This is a genomic window from Candidatus Sulfotelmatobacter sp., from assembly GCA_035504415.1.
In the GTDB taxonomy this organism is placed as follows: Bacteria; Vulcanimicrobiota; Vulcanimicrobiia; order Vulcanimicrobiales; family Vulcanimicrobiaceae; genus Vulcanimicrobium.
Genome location: DATJRY010000006.1, coordinates 102,524 through 114,816, shown reverse-complemented (window position 1 = coordinate 114,816; position 12,293 = coordinate 102,524). Strand labels below are relative to the sequence as shown.

General features: G+C 69.3%; 11 protein-coding genes. 8 read left to right on the top strand and 3 right to left on the bottom strand.

The window, feature by feature from the left end; genetic code table 11:
• Positions 1–40: 40 nt before the first annotated feature.
• Positions 41–1,282, top strand: a complete 1,242-nt coding sequence (locus tag VMD91_02960) for a flagellin (protein ID HTW83013.1) — start codon at positions 41–43, stop codon at positions 1,280–1,282.
• A gap of 96 nt (positions 1,283–1,378) precedes the next feature.
• Positions 1,379–2,392 carry a hypothetical protein gene (locus VMD91_02955; GenBank protein HTW83012.1) on the top strand — a complete coding sequence of 338 codons (1,014 nt, stop codon included), beginning with the start codon at positions 1,379–1,381 and terminating at the stop codon, positions 2,390–2,392.
• A gap of 56 nt (positions 2,393–2,448) precedes the next feature.
• On the opposite strand, the gene VMD91_02950 is transcribed toward VMD91_02955, so the two are convergent.
• Complete coding sequence (locus VMD91_02950) at positions 2,449–2,979, bottom strand: hypothetical protein (GenBank protein ID HTW83011.1); 531 nt, start codon at positions 2,977–2,979, stop codon at positions 2,449–2,451.
• Positions 2,980–3,121: 142 nt separating this feature from the next.
• Here VMD91_02950 and VMD91_02945 point away from each other — a divergent pair, with 142 nt between their 5' ends.
• Together VMD91_02945 and VMD91_02940 are read left to right on the top strand one after the other, a co-directional pair.
• Positions 3,122–4,435, top strand: coding sequence for a CBS domain-containing protein (locus tag VMD91_02945; protein ID HTW83010.1), 1,314 nt, complete (start codon positions 3,122–3,124; stop codon positions 4,433–4,435).
• Positions 4,436–4,438: 3 nt separating this feature from the next.
• Entirely contained in the window at positions 4,439–5,737 is a 1,299-nt protein-coding gene (locus tag VMD91_02940; GenBank protein ID HTW83009.1) for an Nramp family divalent metal transporter, read from the top strand.
• A 40-nt stretch (positions 5,738–5,777) separates the two neighbouring features.
• On the opposite strand, the gene VMD91_02935 is transcribed toward VMD91_02940, so the two are convergent.
• Positions 5,778–6,113, bottom strand: coding sequence for a hypothetical protein (locus VMD91_02935; GenBank protein ID HTW83008.1), 336 nt, complete (start codon positions 6,111–6,113; stop codon positions 5,778–5,780).
• A 113-nt stretch (positions 6,114–6,226) separates the two neighbouring features.
• On the opposite strand from VMD91_02935, the gene VMD91_02930 reads away from it, so the two are divergent.
• The 4 genes from VMD91_02930 (at position 6,227) to VMD91_02915 (ending at position 10,761) form a co-directional block, all read left to right on the top strand.
• Positions 6,227–7,459, top strand: coding sequence for a helix-turn-helix domain-containing protein (locus VMD91_02930; protein ID HTW83007.1), 1,233 nt, complete (start codon positions 6,227–6,229; stop codon positions 7,457–7,459).
• Complete coding sequence (locus VMD91_02925) at positions 7,459–8,772, top strand: glutamine synthetase family protein (GenBank protein HTW83006.1); 1,314 nt, start codon at positions 7,459–7,461, stop codon at positions 8,770–8,772. Before VMD91_02930 ends, VMD91_02925 begins: the two co-directional genes overlap by 1 nt.
• 166 nt (positions 8,773–8,938) lie before the next feature.
• Positions 8,939–10,522 (top strand): methyl-accepting chemotaxis protein, encoded by a 1,584-nt coding sequence (locus tag VMD91_02920; protein HTW83005.1) that lies wholly within the window; start codon positions 8,939–8,941, stop codon positions 10,520–10,522.
• Positions 10,522–10,761, top strand: a complete 240-nt coding sequence (locus VMD91_02915; GenBank protein HTW83004.1) for a hypothetical protein — start codon at positions 10,522–10,524, stop codon at positions 10,759–10,761. The genes VMD91_02920 and VMD91_02915 overlap by 1 nt, the downstream gene beginning before the upstream one ends.
• On the opposite strand, the gene VMD91_02910 is transcribed toward VMD91_02915, so the two are convergent.
• Positions 10,758–12,179 (bottom strand): pyridoxal-dependent decarboxylase, encoded by a 1,422-nt coding sequence (locus tag VMD91_02910; GenBank protein HTW83003.1) that lies wholly within the window; start codon positions 12,177–12,179, stop codon positions 10,758–10,760. The two genes, VMD91_02915 and VMD91_02910, sit on opposite strands and share 4 nt — an antisense overlap.
• Positions 12,180–12,293: the final 114 nt, after the last annotated feature.

The window sequence follows — 12,293 nt, the reverse complement described above, 5'->3', positions numbered from 1 at the left end:
CGGACGGGCAGCTTCCACGGAGGGAAGAGCCACCATCACCATGGACGTCTTGGGGTTCGCGAACTACGCACTCAACGCGAACGCCCAAACGCAGTCGGACCTGTCGACGCAAGTACAGCGTCTCTCTTCCGGCCTGCGTATCAATACGGCCGCAGACGATCCGAGCGGACTCGCGATCGCGACTTCGCTTGCGACCAAGGTGATGGGTCTCGATCAAGGCGTTCAGGAAGTGCAGGACGCCAACAACGCGCTCACCATCGCCGACGGCGCGATGGCGACGATCTCTGACATTCTCCAGCGCATGCGGTCTTTGGTGGTGCAGGCCAACAGCGATCTGGAGAGCACGCAGGATCAAGCGGACATTCAGGTTGAGCTGACCCAGCTCACGCTCGAGATCAACAAGATCTCCGAGAACACGACGTATAACGGCCGTAATCTACTCGACGGGAGTGCGTCGAGTGATTTCCCGTTGCCCAACCAGCTGCTGTTCTCGTCGAATCCGACGCTGGCGTCGGGACAGACGCTCTACGACCCGACGCAGACCAACGTCACGAACTCGACCGACACGAGCGAAGAGATCGAGCAGACGTTCACTGTGAACTCGTACGATCCAACGACGGATATGCTTTCTGTGACGGTCGACTTGGAGAGCGCGTCGCCGGGATTCGGGCCGGCGCAAGTCACGAACTTCTTGGTTCAAGCAGGTACGAACGTGCTCATCGATCCCGCGTTCGGACCGATCCCCGGGCCATATACGCAGACGGACGAAAACGGACAAGAAGTCCTGCAGTTTGCCTTCAACAATCTGAGCGCCGCCGACGTGGGTCAGAGTGCGACCGTCGTCAGCCTCGCGCCGCAAACGAAAGCGCCCGGCAGCAACCTCTACGTCAACGACGGCTCCGCCGAAGGATCGACCATCGCCGTCGACATCCCGGCGGTCACCGCGAACAACCTCGGCGTCGGCAACATCGTGGTGGGTTCGGACACGATGAATACCGCGGCGGAATATCGCATCGACTACGGCATTCAATATCTCGGCAACATTCGGGCGCGCGTCGGTGCGCAGAACGTCTCGTTGCAAGAAGCGGCGGTCAACGCCAACACGGCGTCCGTCAACTATCAGGCCTCGGAGAGTGCGATCCGAGACCTCAACGTCGCGCAAGCGACGACGGCGTTCACCAAGGATCAAATCCAGGTTCAAATCCAGCAGCGGATCATCGCCGGTGTGGAAACGATGGCGCAGAGCTTCGCCACCCTCGTCTCCGACGCAATCGTCGTCTAGCGTACGGATTTTACCGAAACTTTACGGCGCCCAGCCGGTGTGTCGGGCGTCACCCGGCAATCTTCCTCCAGCCGCCTTGGAGGGAGACGATAGCTCATGGATGCTAGGAAGTTCGCGTTGCCGCTCGCGCTGCTGCTGCTCGCCGGTTGTGCCGGCGGAGGCGGGATCGCCCCCTCGCCGGGAACGGCGAACCAAACGGGGCCGAGCAGTCCCGGCGAGTCGTCGGCCGCGCGCCACATCCTGGCGAAGCTGAACACGTCGACCCGGCACACGCAGAGCAGCGGGACCAGTTCGTCCTATGACGACGGCGGCTGGAGCGAGCTGCAGTTGCCGCCGATCCAGTCGTGCGGGAACGGCGCCGTCTCGAACGACTGCGCCAACTGGCAGTTCACCGGCGTCCAGCGCCGCGGCTCGAGCCCGGTCACCGCGTCGGTGCCCGAGCTGAACTTCTGCAGCGACCCGACCGACTATCCGCAGGCCACCTTCGGCGATCCGGCCGGCGCGATCGAGCCGCTCGGCTCGTCGACGTTCACGCTGGCCTACGTCGGCACGCAGGCGGCCCCCATCCTCACCGCCGTCACCCGGCCGTCCGTGGCCGGCGTGAGCGGCTCGTTCTCGGGGACGGCGACCAGCGCGTCGATCACGGTCACCTCCGAGCTCACGACCACCGCGGGCCGCGGCTGGATCGTCTTCTTCACCTGGAACTGGCCGGCCGACGTGCTGGCGATCCCGTACCAGGTCAACGAGATCCAGCTGGCCGCGGCCTCCTCGCCGATCGGCCTGTCCGCCGGTGGAAGCGCCCCGCTCGACGCCTACGACTGCTTGGGCCGCCCGCTGACCGCGCTCATGCTCGGCGCCGGGGTGACGTTCGGTACCCCGCCGGCGCACGGCTTCGGCCTCCCCGACTTGCTGGCCAGCTCGAAGACCGGCTCCCTGACGGCCACGGTCTCGGCCACGGACAAGAGCCCGTCCGCGGTGATCCTGGTCGTCGACGACCGCTTCGGCACCGCGCTGACCACCGTCGGGCCGCCGACGGGCAGCCCGACACCGGCACCCAGTCCGACCCCGGTCGCGACGCCGACCCCGTCACCGACGCCGACCGCGCGCTGAGCGCCGGGGGGCCGTCGAGAACCAGAAAGGCCACCCGTCGGGGTGGCCTTTCTCGTTCAGACGTTGTTGGCGGTGATGTGCCGCTCGGGCGGGGCCGCGATCGGCGCGATCAGCTCGTCACCCTCGGGATCGTAGTGCGAGCCGTCGTCGGTGTTGAGCACCTTGAAGACGACGAACCCGTGAACCCCGGCCCGCTTGCCGTCGGCGCTCAGCCCGCCCCCGTCGTAGACGACCAGGTGCCGGCGGTTGTCGTCCCCGAGCGCCAGCGCGTAGCGCAGCCGCGGCCGCAGGGCCGGGTGGGCCGCCAGGAACTTGTCGAGGTCGGCCTGCTGGGTGGCGTCGAGCGGGATCGCCCCCTTCTTGCCGGGGATCGGGACGGGCGCGTTCGGCGGTCCGACCGCCGGTTGGGGCGTGCCCGCCGGCGGCACGCCGACGGGGGTCGCCGCCGCGCCGGGCGTCGCGCCCGCGGCTGCCGTCGAGCCGCCGGCCGGGGTCGGGGTGCTGGTCGCGGACGGCTTGGGGGTCGAGCAGGCGCACAGGAGCGCGGCCAGGGACAGTCCCGTCACGAGCCGGATCGAAGGGGTCATCTTCCTAGGGTTTCGGCCGCTGCGGTCCGCGGCTTCACGCCCCTCGCTTCGGCTTGACGGCGGGGTTACGATGGACACGGTAGAGGCGGCGGCCGACGGGAGCGAGACCCGGCGGCTTTTTTGATGGTAAGGGGGAGACGACGTGGCATCGACGACGCAGACGCGCTTCCAGGAAGGCTTCGTCTCCGAACTGGTCGGTCGCCCCGCGGTCGTCGAGCGCCCGGACGGTACCCGCCAGCAGGTCGGCCGGGTCGCGGATTTCGTCGTCCAGCACCCCGACGACACGTTCCCCAAGGTCGACGCCATCGCGATCAAGACCCGGGCCGGGATGCGCCTGGCGCCGGTGGGCTCGGTCGCCGCGATCGAGCCCGACCGCACCGTCGTCCTCACCGCGGCGCCCACCGAGCCCGCACCGCCCGACGACCAGGCCCTCTACCTGGTCGAGGACCTGTTCGACAAGCAGATCGTCGACGTCGACGGCCGCAAGGTCGTGCGCATCAACGACCTCGAGCTGGCGCGCACCGCCGACGCGATCCGCGTCGTCGCCGCCGACATCGGCGTGGCCGGCCTGCTGCGGCGTTTGGGCGGCCAGCGCATCGCCGCGCGCCTGATGGACCGCATCCCGCGTTCGCTGATCGCGTGGGACAACGTGGCGCCGCTGCACGACCTCAACCCCGAGCAGGTGCGGCTCTCGGTCAGCCAGAGCCGGCTGGGCCGCATCCAGCCCGCCGACCTGGCCGAGATCATCAGCGAGCTCTCCGCCCGCGACGCCGCGCGCGTCGTCGGCTCGCTCGACGACGAGCACGCGGCCGACGCGCTCGAGCACCTCGACCCCGACGTGCAGCGCGCGGTCATCGACGACTTGGGGACCGAGCGCGCCGCCGACATCATCGAGGAGATGGACTCCGACGACGCCGCCGACTTGCTCGGCGAGCTCCCGGAGGACAAGCAGAACGCGCTGCTCGCCGAGATGGAGCCGGAGACGGCCGAGGAGCTGCGCGAGCTGGCCAAGTTCGCCGAAGACACCGCCGGCGGGCTGATGACGACCGACTACGTGTGGATCTATCCGCACCGCACGGTCGACGCGACGATCGCGAAGATCCGCGAGATCGGTCCCGAGACCGAGTTCGTCTACTACCTGTACGTGACCGATCAGGCGCGCACGCTGCTGGGCGCGCTCAGCTTGCGCACGCTGCTGCTCTCCAAGCCCGACGATCCGATCCACGCCGTCATGGAAGCCGACCTGGTGAGCGTCTCGACCGACACGCCGGCCGAGGACGTCGCCAGCACCATCGCGCGCTACGACCTCCTGGCGGTGCCGGTCGTTTCCACCGATGGCAAGCTGCTGGGGATCGTCACCGTCGACGACGCGATCGACGCGATCATCCCCGAACGCCTCAAACGCAAGCTGCCACGGTTCACCCGTCATCACCGTCCCGCGCAAAAGGCCGGCTGAGTAGTGAAGCGCCCGTCCCTGTGGCGCTCGCTGCTGATGTTCTTCTCGATCATCGGCCCGGGCATCATCACGGCCAACGCCGACAACGACGTCGGCGGCATCCAGACCTACTCGATCGCCGGCGCGCAGTTCGGTTACTCGATGCTGTGGCTGCTGATCCCGGTCACCATCGCACTGATCGTGACGCAGGAGATGTGCGCGCGGATGGGCGCCGTGACCGGCAAAGGGCTGGCCGATCTGATCCGCGAGAACTTCGGCGTGAAGGTGACGGCGATCGTGCTGCTGCTGTTCGTCTTCGGCGACCTGGGCAACACCGCCGCCGAGTTCGCCGGCATCGCCTACGCCTCGCCGGTCTTCCAGCAGTACCTGCCGTTCTTGACCAAGTTCGTGCTGGTTCCGCTGGCGGCGATCTTGGTCTTCACGCTCGTCACCCGCGGCAACTACCGGGTGGTCGAGAAGATCTTCTTCGCCTTCTGTTTCGTCTACCTGGCCTACGTCGTCAGCGGTTTCCTCGTCCATCCGCCGTGGGGCGAGATCTTGCACCAGACCTTCGTCCCGCACTTCAAGCCCACGCAAGCCTACGTGCTGACCGCGATCGGCGTGATCGGCACGACCATCTCGCCCTGGATGCAGTTCTACATCCAGTCGGCGGTGGTCGAGAAGGGCGTGCGGATCAAGGAGTACCCGTACTCGCGGGTCGACGTCATCACCGGCGCGATCGTGACCGACGTCATCGCCTACTTCATCATCGTCGCGACCGGAGCGACGATCTTCGTCCACAACCTGCATCTGGGACCGCATCAGGCCGCGCTCTCGGTCAACACGGCCGGCGACGTCGCGACCGCGCTGCAGCCGCTGGCCGGCAAGTACGCCTCGCTGCTGTTCGCGTTGGGGCTGCTCAACGCGGCGATCTTCACCGCTTCGATCTTGCCGCTCTCGACGGCGTACTACGTCTGCGAAGCGTTCGGCTTCGAGTCGGGGGTCGAGAACTCGTTCAGCCAGGCGCCGATCTTCTACTCGCTCTACGCCAGCCTGATCGTCATCGGCGCCGCCATCGTGCTGGTCGCGCCCGACGTGCTGCAGAACGCGATCATCTTCTACTCACAGGTGCTCAACGGCGCGTTGCTGCCGATCGTGCTGGTGCTGATGCTGCTGTTGATCAACCGGCCCCGGCTGATGGGGACCTACGTCAACAACTGGGCCTTCAACGCGATCGCGTGGGCGACGGTCGCCGTCGTCGGCGCGCTGACCGTCGTCTCCACCGTCCAGACCATCCTCAGCCCGTCGAGCCCGTCCGGCTAACGGCGGACCGCAGCGAAGCGAGGACCGCGACGGGTTCGCGTCAGCGAACCCACGCGTGCTGCACGGCGCTGTGGCCGACCGCGAACGCGACCAGCAGCAGCACCGACGAGAGGATCGCGGTCGCGAGGACGATGGGGCGGCCGGCGGCGCGGCGGGCCATCGCGTTGGCGACCATGTAGCCGATGAAGCCGAGGATCGCCAGCGCGTAGTGCAGCGAGGGAGCGCGCAGCCCTTGCACGACCAGCACGATCCCGATCAGGACCTGCAGCGTGACGATGTAGAGCGCGATGCGCCGGTCGGAGGTGCGCCAGATCCCGGCGATCGCGGCCAGGGCCACCACCGCGCCGACCCACAAGTGGAACGTCAACAAGCTCACGCGAACGTCTCCATGGGACGCACTTCGTGCCGGCGTCACAAAGCGCCCTGCGTGTCTCCTCTCGACACACGTCCAAAGGAGCGCAAGCGGTTTGCTCTAAGAGCCCACGACTCGTGGACGACAAGGCCATCGCCCCGCGGTCCCCGCGTCGGGACCGCACCGAACCGCTCTTGGCCTACGCCGAGTCGCTCGCCCGGATCGCAGCCGGCGGCGGCGGAGCGCAGGCGCTCGCGGCGCACCTCGCGACGACGGTCGAGGCCGCCGTGCTGGTCGAGGATGCCCAATGGCGCCATCTCGCCGTAGCCGGGACCGCCAATCGGGCCATCCCGACCTCCGTGCGCGACCTGGTTCCCAAAGACGTCGACGGCACCGAGCCGGTCGCTCTGACGGCGCCGGCCGACGCCCGCGCCCGCGCCTATCCGATCCGCGCCGGCGAAGCGCGGCTCGGCTGGCTGAGCGTCTTCCCGGCCGGCCCGCGCGAAACCGAGGACGCGCCGGGGATGATCCGCCTGACCGCCGCCCAGATCGCCGTCGAGCTGGCGCGCGAGTCGGCCGGCGGACGGGGGCGGCGCCGCGGCTTCTGGGATCGGCTCTTGGCGCGGGCCTACGAGGACCCGCTCGAAGCGCGCGAGGACGCGCAGGCGCGCGGCATCGCGCTGGCGCCCGGCTACGTCGCCGTGGCGGTCGAAGGCGAGGGGCTCGACGAGTCGGTCGCGGCGCAGAAGAACGCCGAGCTGCGGCGGGTGTGCCTGGACGTCCTGGGCACCCGGACCGGCGAAGTGGTCGTCATCGAGCGCGGCCCCGGCTTCTTCTTCCTCGTCCCGGCGCCGCTCGAGATCGACGCCTCCAACGCGCGCACGGCGGCGACGCTGATCCCGCGCGGCATCGCGCGCGCCGGCATCGAGGTCAAGATCGTCGGCGGCGTCGGCCGCCACGCCGAGATGGTACAGGTCGCACGCAGCGTCGACGAGGCGCGCGAAGCGATGACGATCGCGCGGCGGATGTTCGGCGGCGGCCGGGTCATGCCGTACGACGACCTGGGCGTGTACCCGCTCCTGCATCGCAACGGCGCGACTCGCGAAGACTGGCGCGCGTTCTCGACGCGCATCCTCGAGCCGCTGCGCGCCTACGACGACAAGCACCAGACCGAGCTCGTGAAGACGCTCAAGCTCTTCTTCGACGTCGGCCAAAACATCAAGGAGGCCGCCGCGCGACTCAACGTGCACCGACACACCGTCTTCTATCGCCTGCGCCAGATCGGTGAGATCGGCCGACTCGACCTCGACTCGCCGCACGACCAGCTCACGGTGCGCGCGGCGCTCGCCGTCGACGCGCTGGACGGCTGATGCTCACGACCGTGAAAGACGCGAACGCCGCTCGCCGCTCCGTCCTCGCGACCGCCAAGGAACGCGGCGTGCGTTGGGTGCGCCTGGCCTTCGTCGACATCCTCGGCATCCAGAAGAGCGTTTCGATCCCGGTCTCCGAGCTGGAGCACGCCTTCGACGGCAAGGTCACCTTCGACGGCGGCTCGATCGACGGGTTCGTACGCGGCGAAGAGATCGACATGGTCTTGCGGCCCGATGCCGCGACCTTCACGATCCTGCCGTGGAGCGAGGACGGCCAAGCCGAAGCGCGCATCCTGTGCGACATCCAGATGCCGGACGGCACGCCCTTCGAGGGCTGCCCGCGCACGACGCTCAAGCGCGTGCTCGAAGACGCGGGCGACGTCGTTCAGAAGCTGCAGACCGCGCTCGAGGTCGAGTTCTACCTGTTCCAGCAAGAACCGGACGGGACGCCGACGACGCGCACGACCGACGTCGGTTCGTACTTCGACTTCTCCGCCAGCGACCGCGGCCAAGAAGCGCGTTTGGCGATGAGCGTCGCGCTCGAAGCGATGGGCATCCCGATCTCGAGCGCGCATCACGAGCACGGCGCGGGTCAGCACGAGCTCGACCTCGCCGCCGCCGGCGTCCTGTCGATCGCCGACCGCCTCGTCACGGTGCGCAACGTCGCGCGGCGCATCGCGCAGCAGTTCGGGCTGCACGCCACCTTCATGCCCAAGCCGCTCGAGAGCTCGGCCGGCAGCGGGCTGCACGTCTATTTCGCGACGGGCGACGTCGACGACGTCGCCCGTCTGCACGCCATCGCGGGCCTGCTCGAGCACGCGCCGGGCTTCACCGCGATCTGCAATCCGACCGTCAACTCGTACAAGCGGCTCGTCGCGGCCTGGGACGCGCCCGTCTATACGGTCTGGTCGCAGCGCAGCGCGAACGCGCTCGTGCGCGTGCCGCCGGCCTTCGGTGACGAACCGCCGCTGATCGAAGTACGCAGCCCCGACGCGTCCTGCAATCCGTATCTCGCGCTGGCCGTGTTGGTCGAATCGCTGGCCGACGGCATCCGCTCGCGCAGCCTGCCCGGCGACCCGTTCACCGGCTCGACCTACGATCTGTCGGACCGCTTTCGCGCCGATCACGGGATCACGCAGCTGCCGAAGTCGCTGCGCCAGGCCATCGCCGCGCTCGACGCCGACCTGGTCGTACGGGGCGCGCTCGGCGATCACATCTACCATGCCTTCCGCGACGCGAAGCTGGCCGAGTACGAGCGGTACCGCCGTGCGGTGCACCCGTGGGAGCGCGAAGAATACTTGCGCACGTTCTGAAAAGGTAAAGCGCGGGTCAAAAAGCGGCCGTTCGCTGACGAAACGGCATCCGAACGGCTGCCTGACCCGTTAGGGTCGATGTAGTCCAGCGCACGGGGTGGTGGCGCGGAATTCGCTCGCCCTGCCTCGTGAGGAACGGATGTCTCCGACTGAACCCCAGGCCTTGATGGCCCTGCGCCGCCGTGCGTCGCAGGTTTTCGTCGTGTTGCTGTGGCTGCACGTCCCGGTCGTCGCGGCGATCGCGGCCTTCAACGCGCACCCGGTCGCGCCGCCGACCGCGCTCGCCGCCGCGCTGGCGCTGATCGGAACGCTCGGCGTTCGCCTTTCTCCGAACGGCCTAGCCGGGCGGTTGACCGTCGCCTGGGCGCTGGTCGGGATGCCCATGCTGTTCGTCCACGCCGGCGCGGGGGATCTGCAAATCGACTTCCACATGTACTTCTTCGCGGTCTTCGCGATGCTGGTCGCGTACGTCGATTGGCGCCCGATCGCGCTCGCGGCGACGTTGACCGCGCTGCATCACCTGATCCTCGACTTCGTCGCACCCCTTTCCGTGTTCCCCGATCAGAGCGGCTTCGGGGGTTTGCCGCGCGTGCTGCTCCACGCCGTCATCGTGGTCGTCGAGTGCGGTATCCTCATCTGGATGACGGTGCGCATCCGCGCGCTGTTCATCGCCGCCGATCAGGAGAACGCGCGCGCGAACGCGGCGCTGGCCGAGAGTCGGCGTCTGCGCGACGCGCTCGCGGGCGAGGCCGACCTGAAGACGCTCGCGCTGACCGACGCCCAGCGCGCGCTCGACGACGCGCAGCTCGCCGCCGAAGCGACCTCGCGCGAGGAAGCGCGCCGCCTCGCGGCCGAGCGCACCGCCGCCGGGACCCGCACGAAAATCGTGCGCGACGTGGTCGACCGCATCGAGCGCAGCGTGCGCACCGTCGTCGAGGACGTCACGCGCGCCTCGCAGGCGATGCTGGCCTCGGCGCGCGATGCCGAACGGCTCGCCGAGCAGACGCGCGACGAGGTCGCGCAGGTGGCCACGATCACCGAGCGCTCGGGGCTCATGATCGGCGAGGTCGCCGGTGCCACCGACCAGCTCTCGCACGCCAGCAGCGAGATTCGCGACCGCATGCAGCGGGCGCTGACCGTCGCCCAGCGTGCCAGTCGCGAGAGCCAGCGCGGCGGCGAGGTCGCGCGCTCGCTGCGCGACGCGACCGAACAGATCGACGCCGTGACGACCTTGATCGAGAACGTCGCCGATCAGACGCGCCTGTTGGCGCTCAACGCCGCGATCGAAGCGGCTCGTGCCGGCGAGAGCGGGCGCGGCTTCGCCGTCGTCGCCGAGGAGGTCCGCAAGCTCGCCGAGGCGACCTCGAGCGCGACCTCCGAGATCGCCGACGTGGTCGGCTCGATGCGGCGCGCGTCGGGCGACGTCGCGTCCTCGCTCGAGGAGATCCGGGGTTCGGTGGGCGACCTGACCTCGGCCGCCTCCGATGTCGCCGCCGCCGTCGATCAGCAGTCCGCCGCGACTCGCACGATCGCCGAGACCGTGCGCGGCGTCGCCGAAGGGACGGAGGTCGTCCGCGGTGCGATCGCTCGCGTCCGCGAGGCGAGCGCGCGGGTCGGCGAGACGGCGGCGGCGGTGCTCAGCGGCGCCGACGAGGTCGTCGAGCGCAACGCCGAGCTGCGCGAGAACGTCGGCGACGTGACGCGCGAGCTGCTCGCCTCGCACGACGTGCAGCTGGCGCTCGCGTCCTGATGCCGCCCGGCGTGCGGGTCGCGACCGCGCTGCTGGTCGCGGGCGTGCTCTACCTCACCGTGCGCCACGGCCTGGGGCCGGCCCTCGAGACCGGGGCACACTGGTGCGGTCTCGCGGCCCGCGAGACCGCCGGCGCGGCGCGTGCGCACGCGCTGCACGTGGCGCTGTTCGGTCTGCCGCTGCTGCCGCTGGCGGCGCTGTTCTGGTACGAGCGGCGCCTCGCGCCGCGAGGCGTCTAGCCGGCCGAGGCCGCCGCGTCGCGCAGCAACTGCCATGCCAGCGCGACGTCCTCGCGGGTGGTGCGCTCGTTGCCGATCGCGACCCGCAGCACGAGCCCGCCGCGCAGCCGGGTCGAGCTCAAGAACGCCTCGCCGGTCGCGTTGACCGCATCGAGAATCGCTTGATTGTGGGCGTCGAGCGGCTCGCCGTCGGCGATCCCGGCCGGCGCGTGGCGGAAGCACACGACCGAGAGCGGGTGCGGCGCGACGACCTCCCAATCCGGCTCCGCGTCGACCCAGCCGGCCAGCTCCTGCGCCAGCGCGATGTGACCGCGCAGCTTGGCCTGCATCCCGTGCACGCCGTAGCCACGCAGCGCGAACCACAGCTTGAGGGCACGAAAGCGCCGCCCCAGCTGCAGTCCGTAGTCCATGTAGTTGTGGACGTCCGATTCGAACGTCACCAGCACGTCGGAGGCCAAGCTGAACGTACGGCGCAGCAGCTCGGGGTCGCGCACGTAGAGCACGCTCAGGTCGACCGGGACGAACAGCCACTTGTGGGGGTTGACGACGATCGAGTCGGCCTCGTGCGCCGGATCGAGCAGCCAGCGAAACTCGGGCAGGATCGCGGCCGGACCGCCGTAGGCCGCGTCGACGTGCAGCCAGACACCGCGCTCGCGCGTCACCGCGCGGATCGCGGCGATCGGATCGGTCGAGGTGGTCGAGGTGGTGCCGACCGTCGCGGCGACGCACATCGGCCGCAGCCCGCGCGCGAGGTCGTCGTCGAGCGCCTGCGCGAGCGATTCGGGCCGCATCGCGAAGCGCTCGTCGACCGGGATCTTCACCACGTTCTCGCGCCCGACGCCCAGCGCGATCGCGCCCTTCTCGACGTGCGAGTGCGTGTGCTCGGTGAGGTAGACGCGCAGCGGCGGGAGGTCGTCGCGCCCGGCCATCCCCCGCGTACGGATGTCGAGGTCGAGCGACTCGCGCGCCGCGGCCAGCGCGGTGAACCCGCCGATCGAGGCCGTGTCGTAGATGATGCCGTGAAAGCCGTCCGGCAGGCCCAGCATCCGGCGCAGCCATGCCAGCGTGACGTCTTCCAGCTCGGTCGCGGCCGGCGAGGTGCGCCATAGCATCGCGTTGACGTCGAGCGCCGCCGCCAGCGCCTCGGCCAGCACCGTGATCGGCGCCGCGCTGATGGCGAAGTAGGCGAAGAACCGGGGATGGTTCCAGTGCGTGATGCCGGGGACGATCAGCCGCTCGAAGTCGGCGAAGATCGCCTCGAACGACTCGCCCTCCGCGGGCGCGTGGTCGGGCAGCGCGCGCACCAGATCGCCGGGCTGCGCCCGCGAGAGCACCGGATAGCGGCGCGTCTCGCGCAGGTAGGCGTCGATCCAATCCGCCACGCGATCGAAGGACGCGCGGAAGTCATCTCTTGACACGATCGGAACCCTCTGCTACGGTTTCCGGCACAGCATACTGGGTGGGACGTCTTTCGAGTGAAGGTGTCTCGATGCAACATTCTCGGATATCGCGCCGTGGCTTTGTCGGTGTCG

Coding starts and splice junctions, on each gene's coding strand:
- VMD91_02960 (HTW83013.1), top strand. CDS start 41: ATGGACGTCTTGGGGTTCGCGAACTACGCACTCAACGCGAACGCCCAA.
- VMD91_02955 (HTW83012.1), top strand. CDS start 1,379: ATGGATGCTAGGAAGTTCGCGTTGCCGCTCGCGCTGCTGCTGCTCGCC.
- VMD91_02950 (HTW83011.1), bottom strand. CDS start 2,979: ATGACCCCTTCGATCCGGCTCGTGACGGGACTGTCCCTGGCCGCGCTC.
- VMD91_02925 (HTW83006.1), top strand. CDS start 7,459: ATGCTCACGACCGTGAAAGACGCGAACGCCGCTCGCCGCTCCGTCCTC.
- VMD91_02920 (HTW83005.1), top strand. CDS start 8,939: ATGGCCCTGCGCCGCCGTGCGTCGCAGGTTTTCGTCGTGTTGCTGTGG.
- VMD91_02915 (HTW83004.1), top strand. CDS start 10,522: ATGCCGCCCGGCGTGCGGGTCGCGACCGCGCTGCTGGTCGCGGGCGTG.